This window comes from Pseudomonas sp. KBW05 (assembly GCF_003852405.1).
In the GTDB taxonomy this organism is placed as follows: Bacteria; Pseudomonadota; Gammaproteobacteria; order Pseudomonadales; family Pseudomonadaceae; genus Aquipseudomonas.
This window is the reverse complement of the sequence record NZ_QAJM01000023.1, coordinates 1-23,832: the sequence shown is the minus strand read 5'-3', so window position 1 is coordinate 23,832 and position 23,832 is coordinate 1. Positions and strand designations below refer to the sequence as shown.

General features: G+C 60.8%; 19 protein-coding genes. 12 read left to right on the top strand and 7 right to left on the bottom strand.

What is annotated here, in order from left to right:
- The first annotated feature begins 36 nt into the window (after positions 1-36).
- Both nuoM and nuoN read left to right on the top strand, forming a co-directional pair.
- Entirely contained in the window at positions 37-1,569 is a 1,533-nt protein-coding gene (gene nuoM / locus DBR46_RS21825; RefSeq protein ID WP_017737145.1) for an NADH-quinone oxidoreductase subunit M, read from the top strand.
- A gap of 7 nt (positions 1,570-1,576) precedes the next feature.
- Positions 1,577-3,040, top strand: a complete 1,464-nt coding sequence (gene nuoN, locus DBR46_RS21820) for an NADH-quinone oxidoreductase subunit NuoN (RefSeq protein ID WP_017737144.1) — start codon at positions 1,577-1,579, stop codon at positions 3,038-3,040.
- Positions 3,041-3,452: 412 nt separating this feature from the next.
- On the opposite strand, the gene DBR46_RS21815 is transcribed toward nuoN, so the two are convergent.
- On the bottom strand, positions 3,453-4,205 hold the full coding sequence (locus tag DBR46_RS21815) for an outer membrane beta-barrel protein (RefSeq protein WP_124527867.1): 753 nt from the start codon (positions 4,203-4,205) through the stop codon (positions 3,453-3,455).
- A 133-nt stretch (positions 4,206-4,338) separates the two neighbouring features.
- Positions 4,339-5,166, bottom strand: coding sequence for an arylamine N-acetyltransferase (locus DBR46_RS21810; protein WP_124527866.1), 828 nt, complete (start codon positions 5,164-5,166; stop codon positions 4,339-4,341).
- 133 nt (positions 5,167-5,299) lie between these two features.
- Here DBR46_RS21810 and DBR46_RS21805 point away from each other — a divergent pair, with 133 nt between their 5' ends.
- On the top strand, positions 5,300-5,536 hold the full coding sequence (locus tag DBR46_RS21805; protein WP_017737140.1) for a DUF6555 family protein: 237 nt from the start codon (positions 5,300-5,302) through the stop codon (positions 5,534-5,536).
- Positions 5,537-5,614: 78 nt separating this feature from the next.
- A complete protein-coding gene (locus DBR46_RS21800; protein ID WP_124527865.1) occupies positions 5,615-6,133 on the top strand; it encodes a DUF3087 domain-containing protein in 519 nt (172 codons plus the stop codon).
- On the opposite strand, the gene DBR46_RS21795 is transcribed toward DBR46_RS21800, so the two are convergent.
- The gene (locus DBR46_RS21795; RefSeq protein ID WP_124527864.1) at positions 6,130-7,257 is read right to left on the bottom strand and encodes an MFS transporter; all 1,128 of its coding nucleotides are present in this window, start codon (positions 7,255-7,257) and stop codon (positions 6,130-6,132) included. The two genes, DBR46_RS21800 and DBR46_RS21795, sit on opposite strands and share 4 nt — an antisense overlap.
- A gap of 57 nt (positions 7,258-7,314) precedes the next feature.
- Positions 7,315-8,691, bottom strand: a complete 1,377-nt coding sequence (locus tag DBR46_RS21790) for an MFS transporter (RefSeq protein ID WP_124527863.1) — start codon at positions 8,689-8,691, stop codon at positions 7,315-7,317.
- A 197-nt stretch (positions 8,692-8,888) separates the two neighbouring features.
- Between DBR46_RS21790 and DBR46_RS21785 the strand changes: the two genes are divergently transcribed.
- Entirely contained in the window at positions 8,889-9,623 is a 735-nt protein-coding gene (locus tag DBR46_RS21785; protein WP_124527862.1) for a carbonic anhydrase, read from the top strand.
- A 1-nt stretch (position 9,624) separates the two neighbouring features.
- Here the strand turns inward: DBR46_RS21785 and DBR46_RS21780 are convergent, their stop codons facing one another.
- A complete protein-coding gene (locus DBR46_RS21780) occupies positions 9,625-10,488 on the bottom strand; it encodes a Dyp-type peroxidase (protein ID WP_124527861.1) in 864 nt (287 codons plus the stop codon).
- Between the two features lie 127 nt (positions 10,489-10,615).
- Between DBR46_RS21780 and DBR46_RS21775 the strand changes: the two genes are divergently transcribed.
- From DBR46_RS21775 to DBR46_RS21765, 3 genes are all read left to right on the top strand, one after another.
- Positions 10,616-12,232, top strand: coding sequence for an NADP-dependent glyceraldehyde-3-phosphate dehydrogenase (locus DBR46_RS21775; protein WP_124527860.1), 1,617 nt, complete (start codon positions 10,616-10,618; stop codon positions 12,230-12,232).
- Positions 12,233-12,398: 166 nt separating this feature from the next.
- A complete protein-coding gene (locus tag DBR46_RS21770; protein WP_124527859.1) occupies positions 12,399-13,460 on the top strand; it encodes an FUSC family protein in 1,062 nt (353 codons plus the stop codon).
- A gap of 134 nt (positions 13,461-13,594) precedes the next feature.
- Complete coding sequence (locus tag DBR46_RS21765) at positions 13,595-13,876, top strand: chitin-binding domain-containing protein (protein ID WP_124527858.1); 282 nt, start codon at positions 13,595-13,597, stop codon at positions 13,874-13,876.
- Positions 13,877-14,061: 185 nt separating this feature from the next.
- On the opposite strand, the gene DBR46_RS21760 is transcribed toward DBR46_RS21765, so the two are convergent.
- Both DBR46_RS21760 and DBR46_RS21755 read right to left on the bottom strand, forming a co-directional pair.
- On the bottom strand, positions 14,062-17,769 hold the full coding sequence (locus tag DBR46_RS21760; protein WP_124527857.1) for a hypothetical protein: 3,708 nt from the start codon (positions 17,767-17,769) through the stop codon (positions 14,062-14,064).
- 288 nt (positions 17,770-18,057) lie between these two features.
- Complete coding sequence (locus DBR46_RS21755; RefSeq protein WP_124527856.1) at positions 18,058-18,816, bottom strand: TetR/AcrR family transcriptional regulator; 759 nt, start codon at positions 18,814-18,816, stop codon at positions 18,058-18,060.
- Between the two features lie 357 nt (positions 18,817-19,173).
- On the opposite strand from DBR46_RS21755, the gene DBR46_RS21750 reads away from it, so the two are divergent.
- Genes DBR46_RS21750 through DBR46_RS21735 form a run of 4 tightly spaced genes read left to right on the top strand, consistent with a single transcriptional unit; the run spans position 19,174 to position 23,758 of the window.
- Positions 19,174-19,881, top strand: a complete 708-nt coding sequence (locus DBR46_RS21750) for an ABC transporter ATP-binding protein (protein WP_124527855.1) — start codon at positions 19,174-19,176, stop codon at positions 19,879-19,881.
- The gene (locus DBR46_RS21745) at positions 19,878-21,077 is read left to right on the top strand and encodes an ABC transporter permease (protein WP_124527854.1); all 1,200 of its coding nucleotides are present in this window, start codon (positions 19,878-19,880) and stop codon (positions 21,075-21,077) included. The genes DBR46_RS21750 and DBR46_RS21745 overlap by 4 nt, the downstream gene beginning before the upstream one ends.
- Positions 21,070-22,533, top strand: coding sequence for a TolC family protein (locus DBR46_RS21740; RefSeq protein ID WP_124527853.1), 1,464 nt, complete (start codon positions 21,070-21,072; stop codon positions 22,531-22,533). Before DBR46_RS21745 ends, DBR46_RS21740 begins: the two co-directional genes overlap by 8 nt.
- Complete coding sequence (locus tag DBR46_RS21735; RefSeq protein WP_124527852.1) at positions 22,523-23,758, top strand: efflux RND transporter periplasmic adaptor subunit; 1,236 nt, start codon at positions 22,523-22,525, stop codon at positions 23,756-23,758. The genes DBR46_RS21740 and DBR46_RS21735 overlap by 11 nt, the downstream gene beginning before the upstream one ends.
- The last annotated feature ends 74 nt before the right edge of the window (positions 23,759-23,832 follow it).

Genomic DNA, 23,832 nt, shown 5'->3' with positions numbered 1-23,832 from the left:
CAACTTTGCGAACTTGCGAAAGGAAACGAGCCTGTCATGATTCTGCCCTGGCTAATCCTGATCCCCTTTATCGGCGGCCTGCTCTGCTGGATGGGTGAACGCTTCGGCGCCACCCTCCCCCGCTGGATTGCGTTGCTGACCATGTCCCTGGAACTCGCACTCGGCCTCTGGCTGTGGGCCCATGGCGACTATTCATTTGCTCCGGCACCGGGTGTCGATCCCACGTTCGCGCTTGAATTCAAGCACGTCTGGATCCAGCGCTTCGGCATCAACGTGCACCTGGCCCTCGACGGCCTGTCGCTGTTGATGATCCTGCTGACCGGCCTGCTGGGTATCCTCTCGGTACTCTGCTCGTGGAAAGAGATCCAGCGTCACGTGGGCTTCTTCCACCTGAACCTGATGTGGATCCTGGGCGGTGTCGTCGGCGTGTTCCTCGCCCTCGACCTGTTCATGTTCTTCTTCTTCTGGGAAATGATGCTGGTGCCGATGTACTTCCTCATCGCGCTCTGGGGTCACAGTTCTTCGGACGGCAAGAAAACCCGGATCTACGCCGCGACCAAGTTCTTCATCTTCACCCAGGCTTCCGGCCTGATCATGTTGGTGGCGATCCTGGGTCTGGTACTGGTCAACTTCAACACCACCGGCGTGATTACGTTCAACTACGCCGACCTGTTGAAAACCAAGATGTCCCTGACCACCGAGTACATCCTGATGCTGGGCTTCTTCATCGCGTTCGCGGTGAAGCTGCCGGTGGTGCCGTTCCACTCCTGGTTGCCTGATGCGCACGCCCAGGCGCCGACCGCGGGTTCCGTGGACCTCGCCGGTATCTTGCTGAAAACCGCCGCCTACGGCCTGCTGCGTTTCGCCCTGCCGCTGTTCCCGAATGCCTCGGCCGAGTTCGCGCCGATCGCCATGACCCTGGGTCTGATCGGGATCTTCTACGGTGCGTTCCTGGCCTTCGCCCAAACCGACATCAAGCGTCTGATTGCCTTCTCGTCCGTTTCCCACATGGGCTTCGTACTGATCGGCATCTACTCCGGCAGCCAACTGGCGCTGCAAGGCGCAGTGATCCAGATGTTGGCCCACGGTGTTTCCGCCGCTGCCCTGTTTATCCTGAGTGGCCAGCTGTACGAGCGCCTGCACACCCGTGACATGCGTGAAATGGGTGGCGTGTGGTCGCGCATCGCGTACCTGCCGGCGATCAGCCTGTTCTTCGCCGCCGCGTCCCTGGGCTTGCCGGGTACCGGCAACTTCATCGGCGAGTTCCTGATCCTGATGGGTGCCTTCGTGCAGACGCCATGGATCAGTGCCATTGCGACGTCCGGCCTGGTGTTCGGTTCGGTCTACTCGCTGATCATGATCCACCGCGCCTACTTCGGCCCGGCCAAGTCCGACACCGTCCTGCAAGGGATGGATGCTCGCGAACTGATCATGGTGCTCGGCCTTGCGGTATTGCTGATCTACATCGGCGTGTACCCGCAACCGTTCCTGGACACTTCTGCCGCGACGATGCATGGCGTGCAGCAGTGGTTCGGCACCGCCTTCTCTCAACTCGCTTCGGCCCGGTAAGAGCGCTATGGAATTCACGATCCAACACTTTATCGCGCTTGCGCCGCTGCTGATTACCAGCCTCACCGTTGTCGCGGTGATGCTGGCCATCGCCTGGCGCCGCAATCACTCGCAAACGTTCCTGCTGTCCTGCGCCGGGTTGAACCTGGCCCTGCTGTCGATCATTCCGGCCCTCAAGGTCGCGCCACTGGCGGTCACGCCTTTGATGATGGTCGATGACTTTGCCCTGCTGTACATCGCGCTGATCCTGGTGGCCACACTGGCTTGCGTCACCCTCGCCCACGCCTATCTCGGCGAAGGCGGCACCGGCTACCCAGGCAACCGCGAAGAGCTGTACCTGCTGATCCTGCTGGCTGCGGCCGGTGGCATCGTGCTGGTCAGCGCACAGCACCTGGCGGGCCTGTTCATCGGCCTGGAACTGCTGTCGATCCCGACCTACGGCCTGGTGGCCTACGCGTTCTTCAACAAGCGCTCGCTGGAAGCCGGCATCAAGTACATGGTGCTGTCGGCTGCCGGTTCTGCGTTCCTGTTGTTCGGTATGGCCCTCCTCTACGCCGAAGCCGGCAGCCTGAGCTTCACCGGTATCGGCCACGCCCTGGCCGCCACCGGCATGCCTGCACCGATTGCCCAACTGGGTCTGGCGATGATGCTGATCGGCCTGGCGTTCAAGCTGTCGCTGGTGCCGTTCCACTTGTGGACCCCGGACGTGTACGAAGGCGCCCCGGCGCCGGTGGCCGCGTTCCTGGCAACCGCGTCGAAAGTGGCTGTGTTTGCGGTGATGGTGCGTCTGTTCCAGATCTCCCCTGCTGCCAACACTGGCGTGCTCAGCGACGTGCTGACCGTGATCGCCATTGCGTCGATCCTGTTCGGTAACCTGCTGGCCCTGACCCAGAACAACCTCAAGCGTCTGCTGGGTTACTCCTCCATCGCGCACTTCGGCTACCTGCTGATCGCCCTGGTGGCGAGCAAAGGCCTGGCCGTGGAAGCCATGGGCGTGTACCTGGTCACCTACGTGATCACAAGCCTCGGTGCATTCGGCGTGATCACGCTGATGTCCTCGCCGTTCAAAGGCCGTGATGCCGACGCCCTGTACGAATACCGTGGCCTGTTCTGGCGCCGTCCGTACCTGACCGCTGTGCTCACCGTGATGATGCTGTCCCTGGCCGGCATTCCGCTGACTGCGGGCTTTATCGGCAAGTTCTACATCGTGGCTACCGGTGTTGAAGCCCACGAATGGTGGTTGGTTGCTTCCCTCGTACTGGGCAGCGCCATCGGCGTGTTCTACTACCTGCGCGTGATGGTGACCCTGTACCTGATCGAGCCAAACCTGCGCCGTGTGGATGCCGAGCTGCATTGGGAACAGAAGGCAGGCGGCGTGATGCTGCTGGCCATCGCCCTGCTCGCGTTCTTCCTGGGCGTTTACCCACAACCGTTGCTCACTTTGGTGCAGCACGCGGTGTTGGGCGTTTGATCGCTTAAGTCAATGCGGTAAACAAAACGGCGCCTTCGGGCGCCGTTTTGCGTTTGTTGCGATGAGTAAATTCCACAAGGAATTCCTGTGGCGAGGGAGCTTGCTCCCGCTGGGGCGCGAAGCGGCCCCAAAAAGGTCACCGCGTTATCCCTGATAAATCTCAGTATCCGGATTCGGGGCCGCTACGCAGCCCAACGGGAGCAAGCTCCCTCGCCACAACGACGTGCTCGAATCGTCACACCGCGCCCTGACATGTGACCGGATTCTTCTGACGAACGCGGTCAAAAATGTGGGAGCGGGCTTGCCCGCGAATGCGCAGTGTCAGTCACAGATGCCTCGACTGACCCAGCGCTTTCGCGAGCAAGTCGAATCGTCGCACCGCCGCTCCCACATGAGTGATGCGGTGCTGTCGTCAGAACGCGATTCCGACCTTCACCCCATACTCATCCCGCTTGAGCCTGGTGTTATCCGCCACCTCCGAGTCTTCATCCAGCTTGTACTCGGTGCGGGTGTAGTACAGGCCCGCGACCACCGGCAGGTCGCCCTTCTGGTTCATCAGCAGGCTGACTTCGGCGTAGGGGTTGGTGCGGTCCTTGAGATCCACGGTGTCGCTGCCCAGGCCGTCCACCTTGATCTTGGCGCGGCCGTCCAGGGTGCGGCGGGCGCCGGCTTCGACACGCAGGGTCATGTCATCGAACTGGTGGTTGTAGCCCAGGGCCGCCTTGGCAAATGGCGATTTGCTGGTGAGCTCCAGGTCTTCGTTGTTGGAGTCCAGCTCGTAGCGGGTCCAGCTATAGCCGCCGCCGGCGATCACATCGACCGAGTTGCGCGCATCCAGCGCGGCACGCCAGCCGAGGTCCAGGTCGGCCTGGCCGTCCTTGAGTTTATTGTCGCTCTTTTTGCCGTACTTGGCGGTAACGCCCGCCTGGTAGATAAAGCCAGACTCAGCGGTGAGTTTGTTGCCGAAGTTATAGAACAGGCCCGCTTCGGGCATGTTGTCCTTGTCACTTTGGCTACCGCCTTCGAGCTTGAAGTCGTTGTAGGCACCCAGGATACCGAAGGTGGAAATCGGCCCTGTCGGCGGTGCGGCGAACACCATGGCAGGCGCTGCGACTAGCGCAAATACCGAGGTGTTCTTGAGGAATTTTCCGAATAGCTTGGACATCGTTTTACAGCTCCTTGTCTGGTGAGCAAATTACTCCGGAACCGCTTCGAGCCTAAATGTAGGAAAAAGGTTCGCATTCATTTGCGCAGACAAGGAGATAAAACGGTTCAGCGATGGCTCTATCTCGATATTTCTAGCTAGATGCCATTATTAAGCCATTGATTTTTTCAACCAACGCCCCCTCTACCGGCAAGCGAATCCCAAAGGTTTCCCTGAGCAGCGCCAAGAGTTCATCGGCCTGTTTAATCGTGTGTTTCTCACTGGGCCGATCCAGGTAGTGGACCGCATAGTGGGCGTTGTTCAACGTGTAGCGTTTGCCCGGTGCCAACCGCGCCACTTTCAATTGGCCCAGAAACGGCGAACCCGGATGCGTGGACACGTACCAGTTGCCGATTTCGTAATCGATGTCCGCCTGCTCCTGCAGGTCAAACACATACAGCCCGCGCCATTCCCCGGCGACTTCAGCCCATAACGTGTAGCTGTCGTCCGCATTGTGCGTCAGGCGATAGGGCTCGTGAGACGTAGCCTGTACCGCTTCGCTGTCCAACTGCAACGGGCTGCTGGGCACCATGCCGCCAAAGCCGACGTCAGTGATGTAGCGCACTCCGTCCAGGGTCACCAGGCTCAAGCGATGGGTACGTGCCGTGCGTGCATCCGCCGGCCCGCCCATGACCACACGGCCAGTAATACCGCGCGCGTCAAAACCGAGCTCCTGCAACAGGGCCAGGAACATCTGGTTCAGCTCATAGCAATACCCCCCTCGCCCATCGAGCAACACTTTGCGCTCGACGTTGGCCAGGTCGATGGGCACCGGCAGGCGCAGCAAGGTGGACAGGCTTTCAAAGGCAAAGGTGCACACATGGCGCAGTTGCAGGTCGCGCAGGGTTTGCAGGGTGGGTGCAGGCGGCGTGTCGTAGCCCAGACGTTGCAAGTAAAGCTGGCGATGGGTCAGGTCGGGCATGGCGCAATCCTTGGGCGCAATCGTTGAGCACAGTGCAGAGGCGACACTATGCCGCGCCGACATGCAGATTGTCATTTTGAATGAACCTTTTTGAACCCTGCCCTATCCATTTATAACAACACAGGGAGGCAACATGAGTAGCGCAAAAATCTACACCATCAATTACCAACTACACGGTCAACCCAAGTCCTTTGTGGTACGCGCCGATGTGATGAACAACGCCGAGGCCTGGCACTGGGCGGCAGTGGACGCCGACATTGCCCACGTGAGCCGCATCGGCCGCGTCGGTCACGAGCAAGTGAAAAAGACCACCCGGCCCTGGGCCGAGAAATTCGGTGTTACCGAAGTGACGTGGACCGCGCCCAAGTAACTAAAAGCCCCGCCGAAGCGGGGCTCTTTTTGTGCGATGTGCGAAGATGCGCGCCTACGCCACTGGAGACCGCCCCGGATGTTCGAGCTCAAACCCTGCGACCCTGTCACTTACCGCCGCCAAACCCGCCGCAGCACGTTGATCGTGGCGGCGCTGTTCCTGGCACTGGCGATGTCGCTGTCGAGCCTGGCGGTGATGCTGTTCGGCGAGCCGGGCGGTGACAACTTTCGCTTCAACGTCGGCGGCGTATTTGCCGGCGTGCTGATCACCCTGGCCCTGGTGCGCGGGCCGTTCTGGACCCAACCGTGGCTGGCGCCAGCGGTGTATGGCTGGCAGCTCAAGCGCAGCCTGATGAGCGTGACCAATGTGATGCACAAGGTCACCGAGGGCGTGCAGGCCAACGACCCGACGGCAATCAAGCTGCTGCGTTTTTACCACCTGGGGCTGACGCAGATGCATGCGCTGGACGCCAATTCCAGCGCCCAGGCGCAGCTACTGAGCGAGGTCGAGGCGCACAAGGCGAAAATGCAGGCGCTGGGCCTCGAGACCGAACAAACACGCCTTGATCCAGCGTGGCTGGAACAACTGCGCGGTTAGGCGACCCGACCGGCGCGCCAGCAGAACAGCGCACTCACAGCAATCGCCGCGCCGGCCAAACCAAACACCAGCGGCGCCGACGCCACCGGCAGCAACAACCCCGCCAACAACGGGCCAAGGCCCGCGCCGATATCACGCCACACCGCATTCGAGGCCAGCGCCGACACCCGCATCGCACCGGGGTTGCGTTCAGCCACCAGGGTAGTCACCAGCGGCAGTTGCAGCGCGCGCAACACCAGCACCGCCGCCGCGCCGACGATCACCCAGTAGCTGGCAAACGCCGTCAGGGCCAGCGCACTCATGAACGAGAACAGCAGCAACATCGAGGTCGCGCCAAAACGCTGGGCCGCGCGCCCACCCAAAGGGCTCAGGAGCATTTCCGAGACATAGCGCAGCGCCATCAACCCACCGGCAATCAGCACCGCGTCGCCGCCCAGGATCTTCTGCGCCTGGATCGACAGGCCAAAGATAAACAGCCCATCCAACGCCACGCCTTCGATAAACGACCACATCGCCACACTGTCGGGCCACTTGAAGCGGCGCCCGCTGCTGTGCAGATCATGCCCCGCGACGGGCAAGCCGCGCGCCACCCACAGGCCCACCAGGCAGCATCCGGCGAGGATCAGGAAGATCGGCCGCGGCCCGGCCCATAACGTCAGCCAACCGCCCAGCGGCAGCGCGAGCATCGGCCCGAGGGCGATCACTGCCCGTGAGCGTCCGGCCCGGCGTGCCGCACCGGCAGGTTCCGACGTCGCCAGCACTTGGGTTGACAGATTCAACGCGGCAAAACACAGGCCCCAGACCAACCGCAACCCCAGCAACGCGGCAAAGCCCGACAACATCGAGTTGCCCAAGGCACACAGCATCGCGGCGCCGGCGGCGATCATGCAGGTCAGGCGGTCGCCGTTGCGCGCGTAGAAATTCAGCACATGCCGGTAGCCGAAAATCCGCACCAGGCGGTTGGCCGCCAGCAATACCCCGGCCTGGGCCAGCGTGATGCCGAAGGCCTGGGACTCCATCGGCAGCAGCAGGTACAGCAACACATCGCTGGGCAGGCATAAAGCCAGGGTCAGCGCAGCGCGGCGGGATTGGGTGTCAGCAGTGCGTTGGGCCAGGGCGGTCATAAATCTGAAACATCCCGAAATATTCAGGTCGCCACGGTAGCCTTCCCCCCGCGTGTTTTACAACGGCCTAGCGGGCTTTTTTCCATAGGGCAGCAAACGCAACACGCTGGCCACGGCGCCCACCAACGCAAACACGCAGCCCAGCCACAACGCCGTTTGCGGGCCGCTGTCGACAAACAGGTGGAAACACAGCGCCACCAATGACGCCCCTAGCGTCTGCCCCAGCAACCGTGAAATTGCCACGATGCCACTGGCCCCACCGCTACGGGCGAGCGGCGCGCTGGTCATGATCGCCTTGAGGTTGGGTGACTGGAAGAAACCAAAACCGGCGCCACACAAGGCCATGCGCCAGCCAATGTCCCAGGCCGACGCCTCGTTGCCCAGGCTGGCCAGCGCCGCCATGCCCAGGCTGAGCATCAACAGGCCGATGCCGCACAGCGCCCCCAGCGACACGCGGTCAGCCAGGCGCCCCGCCACCAGCGCCATCACCGCCACGACGGCCGGCCACGGTGTCATCAGAAAACCGGTTTCCACCTGGCTATGACCCAGCACCGCCTGCAACAGGAACGGCAACGACACAAACGCCAGGCCCTGGGCACTGAATGCGCAAATTGCCGTAAGGGACGACAAGGCAAACACCGGCCGCTTGAACAGGTCCACCGCCAGCATCGGCGCCGGGTGACCCTCCTGCCGGCGCAGCAGCAAGACGCCGCACACCAACGCCACCGCGATCAACCCCAAGGTCAGCGCGCCCTGGGCACCCTGCACCGCCGTGCCCAGGCCCAACACCAGCAGGGCGAACAACCCGGCACACAGCAAGGCCGCCAGCCGGTCAAACGCGTGCCCGGTCATTGGCAGGGTCGGCAACGAGCGCAAGCCCAACGCCAGGGCCAACAACCCCAGTGGCACATTGATCAGGTACAGCCAGTGCCAAGTGGTGACCGCCAGGATCGCCGACGCCGCCGTCGGCCCAAGGGTAAACGCCAACCCCACCACCAGCGAGTTATAGCCCAGGCCACGCCCCAGCATGCGGGACGGATAGATATGCCGCAGCAACGCAGCGTTCACGCTCATGATCGCCGCCGCCCCGAGCCCCTGCACTACCCGCGCGGCGGTGAGGGTTTCCAGTGAACCCGCCAGCCCGCAGAACAGCGACGAGACGATAAACAGCAGCAACCCGCCGAGGTACACGCGGCGATGCCCCAACACCTCGCTCAGCGACGCAAAGGGCAGCACCGTGGCAATGATCGCCAGTTGATAGGCGTTGACCACCCAGATCACCGAGGCCGAGTCCGTGCCAATGCCCTCGGCCAGGGTCGGCAACGCCGTGTTGACGATTGCCGTGTCCAGGGTCGCCATGCCGATCCCCAGGGAGAGCGCGATCACGGCAGGCAGGCGTTTATTGAGGGGCAGCCCATCGGCAACTGAAGACATGAACAATCCGCACGGGTGACAAAGGCGTCTAGAGTACGGGCAGCGGCAATTTTTTTCAGCGGCTGATTGGCCAGCTGTCAATATCTTCATGTCCAATGCCGACGTTTACGCCTCAATCAGAGGGCTCCTACAGTCTTGCGTAGCATTGTTTGCAACCTTGGCACTTCTCTGTTCCAACCACTCCGAGAAGCCAATCGATGGACAACGCCCACCAACCCGTCCCACCCACCTTGATGAATGACCGCCGCAACTTTCTACGACTGGCCACCGCCGGCGCCGGGGCACTGCTCTTGGCGGGTGCATTGCCGCCTGCGCTGGCACATGAAGTGGTTGCTCCACCGGCTGTTACAAACCCACAACAAGCCCTGGCGCGGCTGCAGGAAGGCAACCGTCGATACGCCGCGGATGTCACAAAGCGCCGCGGCCTGATGGATGAACGCGCGGCGCTGGTCAACGGCCAGCGTCCGTTCGCAGCGGTGCTGGCCTGCGCCGATTCAAGGATTGCCCCTGAGTACATGTTTGACACGGGCCTGGGCGAACTTTTTTCAGTCCGCGTCGCGGGCAACTTCGTCACCAACGACGGGCTCGCCAGCCTCGAATACGCCGCCGCGGTGCTGAACACCCCGCTGATCCTGGTACTGGGGCATGACAGCTGTGGCGCCGTCGCGGCCGGCGTCAAGGCGGTCACAGACAACGCCACGTTCCCCGGCAAGATCCAGGGCCTGGCGAATGCGTTCAAACCCTCGGTGAACAAGGTGTTGAAAGCACCCGGCAATCTCCTCGACAACGCGATTGCGCAAAATGTCCGGGACACTGTGGCGCGGCTCAAGCGCGAGTCCAGCCTGCTGACCGAGGCACTGGCCAAAGGCCAATTGAACATCGTCGGCGGCATTTACCGCCTACACAGTGGAGAGGTTGAATGGCTCGCTTAGATCAGCGCGTCAGCACACTCAGCTCCAGGCGCCAGTCCTTGACCGGTGGGCACCAGTAGTAGCCCCCCGTCAACGGCGTGCTGATGCGATACAAACCATCAACAATCCCATCCTCCAGCCCACTCATCCTTCGCAGTTGCGCTTCAAACGCATCAAAGGAATGGCCAAACGCGAGGAACATCAGACCCGCCTGGCCGTTCTCGGCCCATGGCATAGAGCGGCGTACCACAAAGGCTTCCGGGGTGAAGCTTTCCTGGGCGGTGCGTTTGACGTGGGCGGATTCCGGGGCGTCGTCGAGTTCTTCGTTGTCGCCATGGCGACGGCCGATGATGTGGTCGCGCTCCTGCGCCGGTAAGGCGGCAAAGCCGTCGAGGTCGTGCTGCCATTGCTGGATCGCGGCGAAGCTGGCGCCGCTGTCGGTCAGGGCGGCTTCGACGGCTGCGTCGTCGTGGGGGTTTTCGGTGCCGTCTTCGTAGTCGGTGAGGTCGAAGCCGGTCTTGTAGCGGAAGCCTTCGGTCATCTGCACCAGGCTGAACGCCGGGGCCAGGGCTTTTTCAAAGGCGCGACTGCGCAACAGCAGTTCGCCACGGTCGACGCCGTGCAACCACACCCACAGCGCCTGTTGAGTGGACGGGTTGTGCGCGCCCGGGCCGCTGACAGTGGGAAAACTGCGCAAGCCGTCGATCTGTGCATCCAGCGCGTTGACCAGCGGCTCACCAACACCGACCACCACCTGCGCATCCGCCAACTGCACCAGCGCATCAAGCGCAGCGGGCACGGCGGCCAGGGAATCCACGGCAAAAAACAGATGGCGTGCCTGCAACGGCACCGGTGCGGCAAGAATGCCCGGCTGGTACTGACTCATGTGAACTCCTTCAAGAAAGCCGCGCAGTTTACCCGCAGGCGTACAAGAAAGCGCGCAAGCCTTGCCATAGAGCCCTGTGTTGGGTGACTCTCTAGTCATGTTTTGCAACTATTCCAGGGGTAGCGACATGACCACCAGCAACCTGCTCGACGAGCTGTTTCCCGCCACCGCCAACGATATTCCCGAGCAATACCGCCTGGCGGCGCCCATTGAACAGCGTGATTACCTGGTCGATGGCCAGTTGCAGGTCTGGAACGGCCCATTGGCCCAAGTGCAAAGCCCGGTGCAGCTCGGTGAAAAGCGCGTGCATATCGGCAGCACGCCGCTACTGGACGCCGACACCGCCCTCACCGCCCTCGACGCCGCCGTGCGCGCCTACAACCGCGGGCAAGGCGAGTGGCCAACGATGCGCGTGGCAGAGCGTATCCAGCACATCGAAGCCTTTTTGCGCCGCATGCGTGAACAGCGCGACGCCGTGGTCAAGCTGCTGATGTGGGAAATCGGCAAGAACCTCAAGGACTCGCAGAAAGAGTTCGACCGCACCTGCGACTACATCACCGACACCATCAACGCCCTCAAGGAACTCGACCGCCGCTCCAGCCGCTTCGAGCTGGAGCAAGACACCCTCGGCCAGATCCGCCGCGTCCCCCTGGGCGTCGCGCTGTGCATGGGCCCCTACAACTATCCGCTCAACGAAACCTTCACCACGCTTATCCCGGCGCTGATCATGGGCAACACGGTGGTGTTCAAACCCGCCAAGCTCGGCGTGCTGTTGATCCGTCCCTTGCTGGAAGCATTCCGTGACAGCTTCCCGGCCGGGGTGATCAACGTGATCTACGGCAGCGGCCGCGAGACAGTCAGCGCGCTGATGGCCAGCGGCAAGATCGACATCTTTGCGTTTATCGGCACCAACAAGGCCGCCAGCGACTTGAAGAAGCTGCACCCAAAACCACACCGTTTGCGCGCCGCCCTGGGCCTGGATGCAAAAAACCCGGGCATCGTGTTGCCCGAGGTGGACCTGGACAACGCCGTGAGCGAAGCCGTCACCGGCTCGTTGTCGTTCAACGGCCAACGCTGCACCGCGTTGAAAATCCTCTTTGTGCACGAGGACGTAGTCGCCAGCTTTATCGAGAAATTCAACCAGAAACTGACCACCCTCAAACCCGGCATGCCGTGGGAAGACGGCGTGTCGCTGACGCCGCTGCCGGAAGCCGGCAAGGTGGATTACCTCAACGGCCTGGTGGCAGATGCGGCGCAATATGGCGCCCGGGTGGTGAACGCCCATGGCGGCGAAAGTCGCGGCTCGTTTTTCTACCCCGCGGTGCTGTACCCGGTGAACCCGCAGATGCGCGTGTACCACGAAGAACAGTTCGGCCCGGTGGTGCCGATCGTGCCTTACCGCGACCTGGAGACCGTGATCGACTACGTGCTGGATTCGGATTTCGGCCAGCAACTGAGCATCTTCGGCACCAATCCCGAAGCTGTCGGCAAGCTGGTGGACACCTTCGCCAACCAGGTCGGCCGCATCAATATCAACGCCCAGTGCCAGCGCGGGCCGGACACGTTCCCCTTCAACGGGCGCAAAAACTCGGCCGAGGGCACACTGTCGGTGCATGACGCGTTGCGCGTGTTCTCGATCCGCACGTTGGTGGCGACCAAGTTCCAGGAGAGCAACAAGGCGTTGGTCAGCGACATCCTGAAAAACCGTGACTCAAGCTTCCTGACGACCGACTACATCTTCTAAACACACCGCTGGCCAGTCTTGTGTGGGGCTGGCTTTTGTGGGAGCTGGCTTGCCTGCGATGCAGGCACCTCGGTCTTTCAGTCAGACCAGGGTGATGCAATCGCAGGCAAGCCAGCTCCCACAGTTGACTGTACGCGTCCTGACTATTGAGGCCATTTTAGTACCGATGAACCTGCCCCTCTTCGCCCGGCGCCTACTGCGCCCGCTGCTCGACCCATACCGCCGCTATCGCCACGCCAAACTGATCCACGCCGTGCGCGTATCCATCGGCTTGCTGGCGACGATCCTGCTGACTACCGGCATCAACCTGCCCCACGGCGAGTGGGCGTCGGTGACCATGCTCATCGTGATCGGCGGCTTGCAACACCACGGCAATATCGGCAAAAAGGCCGTGGAGCGCGCCTACGGCACCTTGATCGGCGCCAGCGTGGGCTTGCTGCTGGTATTGCAACAAGCCTGGCTCGGCCAGCCGCTGCTGACCTACTTGCTGATGTCGGTGGTGTGCGGGTTCTTTTCCTATCACGCCATTGGCAAGGGTGGGTACATCGCGCTGCTGTCTGCAATCACCGTGTTTATCGTTGCAGGCCACGGTGACAATCCGGTGTCGGACGGCTTGTGGCGCACGGTGGATATCCTGATTGGGATCGTGCTGGCGCTGGCGTTTTCGTTCGCCTTGCCGCTGTATGCGGTGTATTCGTGGCGCTACAACCTGGCCAGTGCGTTGCGTGATTGTGCCGAGATTTATAGCCGGATTATCAGCGGGCGGTCGGTCACCGATGATGAGCACTTCAAGCTGCTGAATCGCCTGAACGCGGCGATGCTGCAATTGCGCTCGCTGATGCCGTCGGTGTCCAAGGAAGTACGGATCTCCATGACCGAGTTGGACGCGATCCAGCGCCATCTGCGCCTGTGCATCAGCACCCTGGAGATTCTTGGCAATACCCGGCCAGATCCCCGGGATGAACAGGCGATGGCGCGGATGCAGCTGATGTTGAAAGCCGAGCACCGGCAGATTCGGGTGCAGTTGGTGGGGATGGCGCGGGCGTTGAAGTCGGGGGTGACGGAGCGGTTGGAGCGGTCAGGCAATGCCGAGGGAGTTGAGTCAGCATTGAAAGGACCGCTGTGCAGTGCGCCGGACGGGTATCGGTTATTGACCTTTGAGTTGCTAGACAATATCAAGGCCATGCGCGAGCAACTGGCAAAGAAATCCAAACAATGGCGAATTTAAGTAACGCCACAACTCAACAATCAACATTCACCTAGCACTGCGCAAACCCGGGCACAAGCTGTCAATATTGACAGTACCCCAAAGACAAAATAAGTGATTTTATTGATAAGCCACTTCAACTTGAGGATACCGCGATGAAGCTGCCCAATAAACTCGCAGGATTAACATTATTTATCGGCATTGCACTTGCATTAGGCGCATGCACTACCCAAAAAGAACAGTGGACGTTTCCAGAGTACAACGGCCCACTTCCTGTCATCAACCCTGATCCCCCCTGCACTGCAGCAGGTTACTTCACGAGCAACACCCCCGGCAAATATTACAGATGTGTTTTCAATAATAACAGATGGTTAAAATACGTCTTCTCTTGCCCAACAGGACAAAACTACAATCAGGCCAAACAAAAATGTGAGTAATCACAATAACATTGCATGCCAATCACCTAACGCCAACTTTGTGGCGTTAGGTGATTTCTTTCGCAACATCGATACAACCCCAACTAACCAAAACTATCACTCTAAACAACCAAGCCCCGAGTTATCAATCGGAAGGGCGACGCCTATTCACATAGCCACCTAGCCACCGCCCTCCCCCTAAAAACTTACAGCCTCCATATCTTAATATTATCCAAGGAAAACCCGACGTTACCTCCAGATGGAGAATTGAGAATGTCAATGACAAACGCCGCCCCCACGGAACTATAAGGAGGAGAAAACCTCAAGGTCACTGGCGTCCATCCGCCTCCGCCAGCTGCCGCGCCAGAGCTATTCGAAAAAAGCACAAAACATCCGTTATTGGTTGAGCTCATGAAGTCAAACGTCAGCTCGTACGTCGCTCCCCAGGGCAGTACGCCGTAAGGAAATGTCTTTTTTAAACCGCATTGAAATTCGCCGCTGCCGATTCCATACCAATATAAATTCGGACCACTGCTCACAAGGTCGCCCGAGCTGCTTCTATTCACCCAACCTCCTCTTTGGCCATTTTGAAAGTCGACACCTTCAATGAGTCTTCGCGATTTAAGGCTGTAACTGGTCGGGGTAAATTCGACGGCATTCGCTCTGTTGGCACTGCCATCAAAGGTTACTGCAGCCCTCACAGTGATTTGCGCATTGTCGGCCAGCGCTTCAAACCAGGAACGTAAAGCAGGCTTGTTCACCAAACCATTCGCCGCTTCGGTTGAAGTAATCACCGCACCACTGGCACCCAGTACTTCCAACGGCGCCACGCCCGCACTGCTGCAAGTAATCCAGGCACGCTGGCCCGTGTTACTCAGTGCCCACTTAGCCAGCGAGGCCAATGCGTTTCCGGTAAAGGCGCTAAGGTCCAGCGTCGAGCCATCGGCCAGCCCGTTGATCCGTGGCCCTGCCAGGCTGGCGGCCGGAATGGCGCTTACCCTGACGGTCTGAACTTTCGATGGAATCGGGTCCGTTACACCCTCTCGTTTTACCGAGTATTGCAACTGCACTGTGCTGTTCACACTGCGGTGCAGCACTTTGGCAGCGGTCAAGTTAAACACCAGCTGTCCGCCCGAAACGCCATCGAGGGGTATCTCATAGTGCGTGCCATCGGCATACACCCACGTCAGCGTGATGCGGTCCTTGTCACTCATTCCGACGTACTCGACGGTCACCGTCGTGTTGTGCTCAATGGGCAGAGGCGCAATAGTTACATCGTTATCGACATCCATCGTGCCGCCAATAAATGGATGCGGCAGGATACTTGGCAGCGCCTTCACAGTGTAATCCCGCTCGCGAAGCAGCACCGCGTTGGCTTTGCTACTCCCCCGATCAAAACTGACCCAGGACTTGATTCTCAATATTGAGCCCTCTTTGAGTTTACGCAACTCGTCCACGGGGGTTGGCGGAGAAATGCCTTCTCTCTCACCATTCTCAGTCACCAGATTGTTGGTGTAAGTGGCCTCAAAGTAGGGCGCTTCTGGACTGGCATATGTGCCGGTGTATTCCAGCCAAATGCGCTGGTAGCGATTGATGAACGGCCAGACATTGATAATCGTGCGTTCGGTGCCGTTCAACTTTGCAATTTCCAGCAGCGGCACATCTCCAATGCCCTCGATAGTCGGGATAGGCAGCGTTGTTAGATTGAGCAACAACAGGTCCAGAATAGGCGATGGCGTTTCCCGCCCGCTTCGCAACAAGAAGTACTGCACGCTGATCTGTTGGCCAAATGGCGCAATATTGGCACCCACCACTTGCGGAGGGACGGTGTAGTCCACCACTTGCGCGGCGTTACCGTCCTTGGTTTCACAGTAACTGCCGATATCGGGAATGCCTTTCCAGCAAGCTCTGATACGATCGGACAGACGCATCTGTGGGAAAGTGACACGAATGGTTGCACCCGCCGTGACCGCTTCCGGTGTCAAGTGGGCAGGATTTTTCGAGGCTTCAACGACGTCCGGCATCAACAAATTAAAGGCTTCGCCGACAGTCACTTCGAGTGTGTAAGAGTGCAGCGTACGGCTACCATTTGCGGGTATAAGCGAATAGCTCAGACGAATGAGGCCATCAACGTTCACATCGGCGTAGCGCCGGTCCAGTGAAAATACAACCGGTCGACCCGCTGTCGCTCCGCTGAGAGGGATTTCACCGTTAGTACTGCCGGTCGGGGCAGTTCCTATCAGGCGCCATTGAAAGCGGTCGCCTGGGAAGGTCCTGAGGTAGGGCAGTGTGATATCGAGCTGACCAAACAGATCGCGCGGGTCCAGGTTGTCGTTTTCATCGACCCTATCGATTTCCGGCCGTGGCATTTCAGGTATACGAGGGCCGAACTCCACAAACGTCGATTCGGACTCGCGAACGGTCTGTGTGCCCGCCCCCAACAGCCGGATTACACCATCGTCGACCTTATAGAAAATCCTCACAGGGCCCAATCCAATGAACCGCGAAAAGAAGGCGTTAGCGACCGTGCGGAAACGCGTTGGCGGCGGTGGAGCGCCAGCGATGTGAGAGACTTCGTAGGAGACAATCCCCCCGCCCGGCAAGAAAGCCTCCATACATAGGGTAACAAGATTGCTGGGGTCGTAGGGGCTGTAGGCCGGGTTGGGATACTCAATGGTGATGTAAGGCTCGCTGGGGTCTACCACTCCCCCCAAAGCCTCCACCACATTGACGGCCGGCATATTCGCAATCGTGCCGGAGATCAGGACCGTCAACGACTGGGAGGTGGCTAATGATGTACCCAATGGGAAATCCAGCCGCCAGGTAATCTTCATCGAGCCCCGGACCAACTGTTTGATAATGTCCTCCTCTACATTGAAAAAACTGGACCGGCCCGGATTAACCAAGGCATCGGGCAATTCCACTGTAAAGGTGGAACTATCGGCGCGGGTACAGCTCAACGTCACTACGATACGAGCGCCCGCAGGCGTCAAGCTTCCATCTGGCAGCCGACGAGGAGCAACAACCTCAACCCGGAAATTGCTTCCCGCCTCTTGGTCATAGTTGACTGTTGTCGTGTCCATAAAGTTGACTTGGAAGTACGCGCGTTCGAGCAGGCTCGGATCTAGCTCGGCTAGCAGGTTCACAGCTTGAGAAAAGTGTTCAACATGCCCCGAGCGATTATCAACCTCATCAAAAACCTGATAGCGGATAGATATCAGCCCGCTGCCGGTACCAATGATCGCAGGGCCGACTTCCACCTCAATCGGTTTCACGCCTGAAGCGTGATCGTCGTCGAGCTCAAATATCACCAGTTGCAAGATTGTGTCCCAGTACAGATACACCTTATCGCGCACACGTTTGCCGGGGTAATCGATGGTTAGCTTCACGCCCAGCGCCGCACGCTCTGGCGTCAAGACTGCATCAGGGCCTGCTAGGTCAGCAGGCAAACTCAGCTGCAGTTTATCGTGGTAGCCCAGCCCAGGCTGCTCGTCGAGACCTGGCCTTGCCACCTTGGCGAAAACAGTCAGATTGTCCGAAGTGCTAGGGGTGCCGGGGCCATTTCGCACAACACGTGAAAACACTGGAAATGTAAAGCCTAGCGGAAACCGTTCTTCTTCAATGACAAGCCGGAAGGAGCTATTGGTTTCCTCGCCAGGCCTGACAAAGTCCGACGCCAGTGGGATGACGCTATTCCCCGCATAAAACTCAAAAGTATCGCCGATGCCTAAATCGGTCCACCGGGAGAGCGTGACGAGCAAATAGGGCTGAATATGACGTGCGCCAAGGCCTCTATCGGCCCCAACGACACCTAACACCGGGTTGGAAAAAATCGGCAGATCCAGATCATTGACGCGCGTGGAAGGCTGACAGCAAACAGGCAGATGCGAATGCACCACTGGTCTTTTAGACATGATTGAACTCCTTGAACGGGTGCCTTCACGGCCACGGGACAAGGAAATCAGACTCCTGGAGAGCCTTAGCGTCTACCTGTCAGAACTGACAGTCACGACGAGTGGTACTGCATTGCGTGGTCACTTTGAGAAAGCGGTATCGGTGTTTTCCGTGTGGGCTCACATCTTTCCCTACATATTTTTCACGTTTTATTCACATCCACAGTCGTAGTGTGAAGCCTCATCCGTTACAAATGTTGCATATCAAGCCCGCCGCCCCAGCGGGCTTTTTTTTGCCTCGGATTTGCCTTAACGCGAAGCCTTGGCGGCAGGCGCCGCGGCGTGTTCACGAATCGCACGCTGGGTATCCAGCACCCGCGCCAACGCAGTTTCCGCCTCCGGACTCTGCTGCGGCACGCGAATCGCCGCCGACACCAGGGTGATCAACTTGGCCATCACCTCGGCATCCGTCGCCGGGCGGCCCAGGCTCATGGAATTCATCAGCAGGCGCAGTTCGGTACCGGCCATCACCCCGGAAATCGCCTTGAGGGCAAATTGCAGGCGCACGCCCAGCTCGTTGCGCGGCAAGTCCGGCAGGGCCAGGGCGAAGGCTTCGAAGAAACGCTGGAATACCGGCTGGTAATGCACCTTCAGGTATTCCTGGATAAACGGTGAGGTGTCGCTGTAGACGCGGCCGAGGAAACGGATGAAGGAGCGCCCTTCCCCATTGGCACTGGCCGGGTCGCTGCGCTCCAGGCCCATGGCCGGGGCAAACAGCACGCCGAGCAGGGTGTCGCAGTCGAGGGGGCCGTCGGCTTCGGCTTCACAGCGTGCCAGCAATTCCAGGCGCTGCTCGTTGAGCGGTTCCAGGCGCTGCATCAGCAGGGTTTTCATCAGGGAATCCTTGTCCCCGAAGTGGTAGTTCACCGCCGCCAGGTTGACCTGGGCGCGCTCGGTAATCTGCCGCAACAAAACCGCGTCGTATCCGTACTTGATGAAGAGGGCCTCAGTCGCATCCAGCAATCGAGTTTTGGTAACGTTTGGAGCGCTGAGTTTCTTCGCGACCATAAGAGTTCCACGGCGGAAATATTGTTTTAAAAAATAATTTGATTTTTTATACCGGGGCGGCTGGCCGAAAGCAAGTAGTGACACACCGCCATATTATCCAAAGCCCTTGTGGATAGGCTTGTGACGGCTACTCAGAGGGGTTTTTCAGGCCCGGAATGCCCTTCAGATGAATCGTTTCAAAGGGTAAAAACGCTCTACATCGATGGCTGGCGAAGCAGGTTGAACGCAGTTACTATTCAAACAATATTTTAAAAACAAGAACTAAAACCAGTCCGTGACGCGCACCAGGCAGCTCCCGAACTTGTTACAAGGCTTTACCGGGGGCATGGCGGCAGCGGCGAGACTGAAGGCGTAGTCATGATGACAGATACCCCCGCGCACCCAGGCTTGATCTCCCTGCACGGCATCGGCAAGCGCTATCAGCTGGCCGGGCAACAGCTGTCCATTCTCAATGACGTCAGCCTGACCATCGCCCGGGGTGACAGCTGCGGCATCCTCGGCGCCTCCGGTTCCGGCAAAAGCACCCTGCTCAATATCCTCGGCCTGCTGGACTTGCCCAACTGCGGCCAGTACCGCTTCGCCGGGCACGATATCTTCAGCGCCAGCCCCGATGAGCTGGCGGCGATCCGCAACCAGCAGATCGGTTTTGTGTTCCAGAGCTTCAACCTGCTGCCGCGCCTCAGTGCGCTGGACAATGTGGCCCTGCCCCTGAGTTATCGCGGCATCTCGCGCCACGAATCGGTGGAGCAAGCCCTGCGCATGCTCGAACAAGTCGGCCTGGCCGAACGCGCCCACCACCGCCCCGCCGACCTCTCCGGCGGCCAGCGCCAACGCGTGGCCATCGCCCGTGCGCTGGTGGGCAACCCCTCGGTGATCCTCGCCGACGAACCCACCGGCAACCTCGACAGCCGCACCGCCCAGGACATCATGGACCTGCTCCTGGCCCTCAACCGCGAGCAGCACGTGACCTTGATTATCGTCACCCACGACGCGCAAATCGCTGCGCGCCTGGACCGCCAGATCCTCGTGCGCAACGGCGCGGTGCAAGAGGCCCCGTGCCCATGAGCCTGCGGGTCGAGCAGAGCCTGAGCCAACTGCTGCATGAAGCGTTCGTCAGCCTGCGCACCCTGGGCAAACGCTCGCTGCTGGCGCTGCTGGGCATCGTCATCGGCAGCTCCTCGGTGGTGGCGCTCATCAATATCGGTCACAACGCGGCGGTGGACGCGGCGTTGATCTTCAAGGACATGGGCACCGACACCCTGGTCGCGCAATTTCCGGCCAAGGTCGGCAGCAGCAGCCCCATGCGCAAGCACCTGGACCTCGACTCCGTGCGCCAGGCTGTGCCGGGCATCGCCCATATCGGCGCGCTCAGCCTGTTCAGCGGGCCGGTGGTGTTCCATGGCCGCACCGCCAACGCCAACATCGTCGGCAGCACGCCGGACATCCAGGACGCCATGCGCCTGAGCCTGCGCGAAGGGCGCTTCCTGTCGGACTTCGACGCCAACGAAACCTTCGCCGTGATCGGCGGCCAACTCGCCCAAGCCCTGAGTACACCCGGCGACCCGCTGAAACTGGGGGAACGGCTGCGCATCAACGACTACCTGTTCCTCATCGTCGGCATCCTGCACAGCCAGCCTCGCGCGCTGTTGATGCCGGTGCAGGGCGATGAATCGTTGTTTATCCCCGCCGAGGGCATGCAACGCATCTACGCCAACCCGCAGATCGGCAACGTGGTGATCCGCGCCGCCCCCGGCCAGGACATGGAGGCCATGGCCAACGCCGCCAGCGCCGTCCTGCAACGCCAACTCACCGACCACAGCGTGGACATCCAGGTGCCCCAGCAAATGATCGACGGCATGACCCGGCAAAGCCGCACCTTCGCCTACCTGCTGCTGGCCCTCGGCGCGATTTCCCTGGTGGGCGGCGGCGTCGGCGTGATGAACGTGATGCTGATGAACGTCTCGGAACGGCGCCGCGAGATCGGTATCCGCATGGCCCTCGGCGCGCGTCAGCGGGATATCCGCAACCTGTTCCTGCTCGAAGCCGTGACCCTCACCGCCGTCGGTGCCGCCTGCGGCGCGGTACTCGGCATGACCGCCGCCTGGCTCTATGCCTGGCTGTCGGGCTGGGCGTTCACCCTCGCAGCCGCCGCCCTGCCCCTCGGGGTCGGCAGCACGCTGCTGGTGGGGCTGTTCTTCGGCATCTACCCAGCGGTCTCGGCGTCCCGGTTGCAGCCGGTGGAGGCCTTGCGCGATGAATAAAGGCCTGCTGTTCCTGGCGCTGCTGAGCCTGCCGTGCGCGGCCGCCGACATCGTGATCAACCCTTCGGCCCCTAGCAGCAGCCGCAGCGTCTCGCTGAATGCCCAGGTCACCAGCGTGACCTTGGGCGACGCGGTGTACCTGGGCCTGCGCAATAACCCGGCGATTCGCAGCGCGTACCTGCAACGGGTGGCGCAAAAGTTCGACCTGCGCGTTGCCGAAGACACCTTCAACCCCAAGCTCACCCTCAACAGCTACTACCGCGGCACCCGTGGCAGCGCCGACAACGCGCGCAACGCCAACCTCGCGCCGACCACCAGCCTGCTCGGCGAATACGGCACGCGCCTGAGCATGGGCTGGACGCAACAACTGAACACCGCCGACCGTGCCGGTCGCTACCGCAGCGACGGCCTCGACCTGGCAATCATCCAGCCGCTGATGCGCGGCGCCGGCTGGGACGCCACCACCGCGCCGCTGCGCCTGTCGCGCCTGGCGGAGCAGGCCAACCGCCTCAACCTCAAGGCCACCGTGGCGCAAACCATCAGCCAGATCATCGCCACCTACCGCGAACTGCTGCGCGCCCAGGAACAACTGAGCATCGTGCAGGACGCGCTGAAACGCTCAGGCACCTTGCTGGAGGTGAACAAGGCGCTGATCGCCGCCGGGCGCATGGCCGAGTTTGAAATCGTGCAGACCGAGGCCGATATCGCCACCCAACAACTGGGCGTCGAAGAAGCCCAGAACCAGCTCGACAGCAGCCGCCTGGCCCTGCTCCGCCTGCTCGCCCTGGACCTGGCTACGCCGATTCGCGCCACCGAAGCCCTGGAGGCCAAGCCCATGCAGATCGATAAACGCCAAGCCTTCAACCTGGCGCAGAACCAGCAACCGGAATACCTCGCCGCCCTGCTCGGCAGCCAGCAGGCCGACCTCAACCTGGTGATCGCCAAGGACTCCGGGCGCTGGCAAGTGGACCTGGTGGCCGGCGCGAACCAACTGCGCGACACCTACAACAATGACAACGACAGCGGCAACAACCGCACCTGGAACAGCTACGCCGGCGTGCAGGTGCAGATCCCCATCGGCGACATCAGCACGCGCCAGGCCGAAGTGCGCGCGCGGGTGAATGTGCAGGACCAGGAGATCCGCATCACCGACGCGCGCCAGGAACTGGAACGCAACGTCAACGATGTGGTGCGCGACCTCGGCACGCGCTGGCGCCAATATGAAATCTCCCAGCGCGCGGTGGAGCTGTCGCGGCGCAAGATCGACATCGAACGGGAAAAACTCAGCGCCGGGCGCTCCACCAACTTCCAGGTGCTGAGTTTCGAGAGCGATTTGCGCAACGCCGAAAACGCCCAGCTCAACGCGCTGATCGCTTATCTGAACGCCCAGACCCAACTCGACTTGACCCTGGGCATGACGCTGGAAAGCTGGGAAATCGCCCTCAATGACTACTAATCGCAAACGCCTGATTGGCGCGCTGTTGATCCTGCTGGTGGCCGTCGCCGGGTTCGCCTTGCGCAGCCCGGCGCAAAGCCCAGCTTCCAGCGAACAGTGGCTGGCGGTGCAACCCGACGCGCTGGTGCACCAGATCGGTCTGGTGGGCAAGATCGAGCCCGACACCACCATCACCCTAACCGCGCCGTTCGACGGCAATGTGCAGGCCAACCTGGTGGAGCAAGGCCAGCGGGTCGAGGCCGGCCAGGTGCTGTTGCGCATGGACCCGGCCACCCTTGAAGTGCAACTGCGCGACGCCCTTTCCGCCCAGCTCAAGGCACGGCGCACCGTGCAAGAGATGCAGGATTGGGCCAACGGCCCCGCCGTCAGCCGCGCCCGCCGCAGCCTGCGCACCGCCGAGATGAGCGCTGGCAACACCCAGCGCAAGCTCACCGAAAGCGAAACCCTGTTTCAGCGCGGCATCATCCCTCGCAACGAATTGGACGACCTCAAGCAACAGACCCAACAGCAGCAACTGGACCTCGCTTCGGCGCGCAGCGAACTGCAACAGGCCATCGCCCAAGGCCAGGGCGAATACCGGCAGATCGCCGAGATGGAACTGACCAACGCCACGGTCAAGTACGACGCCCTGCGCCAACTGCTGGAAGGCCGCGAGGTCAAGGCGCCGTTCTCCGGCATCGTCGTACCGCCCCCCGGCGCCAACACCCCGCAAGCAGGCGCCAGCAACGCCCCGGTGCAGGCGGGCAGCAAGGTGAGCCAGGGCCAGGTGCTGTTTGGCCTGGCGAATATCGAGCGGCTGAAAATCGTCACCAAGGTCTCGGAGCTGGACATCAACCAACTGCATCAGGGCCAGGCGGTGGAAGTGCTGGGGGACGGCTTTGATGGCGAGCGGCTCAGCGGTTCGGTGAGTGTGGTCAGCGGCTTGGCGATGACCAGCGACGGCCAGGGCAGTGCACAGTTTCCGGTGACGCTGTCGATTCCCCAACTCACGCCGCAGCAGTTGCAGCGGGTGCGGCTGGGGATGAGTGCGCGGTTGACCATTGTGACCTACAACAATGCGCAGGCGATGGTGGTGCCGGCGCAAGCGATCAGCGCTGGCGAGGTGGAGTATCGGGAGACGATGGACAAACCGGTGGAGCGGGTCAAGGTCACGACCGGGCAAGCAACACCGCAGGGGGTTGAGGTGTTTGGCCTGAAGCCTGGCTTCGTGAAGATCTCAAATTAAATGCAAATCCAACTGTGGGAGCGGGCTTGTGTGGGAGCGGGCTTGCTCGCGAATGCGGTGTGTCAGTCAAAGAT

Bases quoted from the DNA above. Each gene is read 5' to 3' on its own strand.
- nuoM (WP_017737145.1), top strand. From the start codon at position 37: ATGATTCTGCCCTGGCTAATCCTGATCCCCTTTATCGGCGGCCTGCTC.
- nuoN (WP_017737144.1), top strand. From the start codon at position 1,577: ATGGAATTCACGATCCAACACTTTATCGCGCTTGCGCCGCTGCTGATT.
- DBR46_RS21815 (WP_124527867.1), bottom strand. From the start codon at position 4,205: ATGTCCAAGCTATTCGGAAAATTCCTCAAGAACACCTCGGTATTTGCG.
- DBR46_RS21810 (WP_124527866.1), bottom strand. From the start codon at position 5,166: ATGCCCGACCTGACCCATCGCCAGCTTTACTTGCAACGTCTGGGCTAC.
- DBR46_RS21805 (WP_017737140.1), top strand. From the start codon at position 5,300: ATGAGTAGCGCAAAAATCTACACCATCAATTACCAACTACACGGTCAA.
- DBR46_RS21800 (WP_124527865.1), top strand. From the start codon at position 5,615: ATGTTCGAGCTCAAACCCTGCGACCCTGTCACTTACCGCCGCCAAACC.
- DBR46_RS21795 (WP_124527864.1), bottom strand. From the start codon at position 7,257: ATGACCGCCCTGGCCCAACGCACTGCTGACACCCAATCCCGCCGCGCT.
- DBR46_RS21790 (WP_124527863.1), bottom strand. From the start codon at position 8,691: ATGTCTTCAGTTGCCGATGGGCTGCCCCTCAATAAACGCCTGCCTGCC.
- DBR46_RS21785 (WP_124527862.1), top strand. From the start codon at position 8,889: ATGGACAACGCCCACCAACCCGTCCCACCCACCTTGATGAATGACCGC.
- DBR46_RS21780 (WP_124527861.1), bottom strand. From the start codon at position 10,488: ATGAGTCAGTACCAGCCGGGCATTCTTGCCGCACCGGTGCCGTTGCAG.
- DBR46_RS21775 (WP_124527860.1), top strand. From the start codon at position 10,616: ATGACCACCAGCAACCTGCTCGACGAGCTGTTTCCCGCCACCGCCAAC.
- DBR46_RS21770 (WP_124527859.1), top strand. From the start codon at position 12,399: ATGAACCTGCCCCTCTTCGCCCGGCGCCTACTGCGCCCGCTGCTCGAC.
- DBR46_RS21765 (WP_124527858.1), top strand. From the start codon at position 13,595: ATGAAGCTGCCCAATAAACTCGCAGGATTAACATTATTTATCGGCATT.
- DBR46_RS21760 (WP_124527857.1), bottom strand. From the start codon at position 17,769: ATGTCTAAAAGACCAGTGGTGCATTCGCATCTGCCTGTTTGCTGTCAG.
- DBR46_RS21755 (WP_124527856.1), bottom strand. From the start codon at position 18,816: ATGGTCGCGAAGAAACTCAGCGCTCCAAACGTTACCAAAACTCGATTG.
- DBR46_RS21750 (WP_124527855.1), top strand. From the start codon at position 19,174: ATGATGACAGATACCCCCGCGCACCCAGGCTTGATCTCCCTGCACGGC.
- DBR46_RS21745 (WP_124527854.1), top strand. From the start codon at position 19,878: ATGAGCCTGCGGGTCGAGCAGAGCCTGAGCCAACTGCTGCATGAAGCG.
- DBR46_RS21740 (WP_124527853.1), top strand. From the start codon at position 21,070: ATGAATAAAGGCCTGCTGTTCCTGGCGCTGCTGAGCCTGCCGTGCGCG.
- DBR46_RS21735 (WP_124527852.1), top strand. From the start codon at position 22,523: ATGACTACTAATCGCAAACGCCTGATTGGCGCGCTGTTGATCCTGCTG.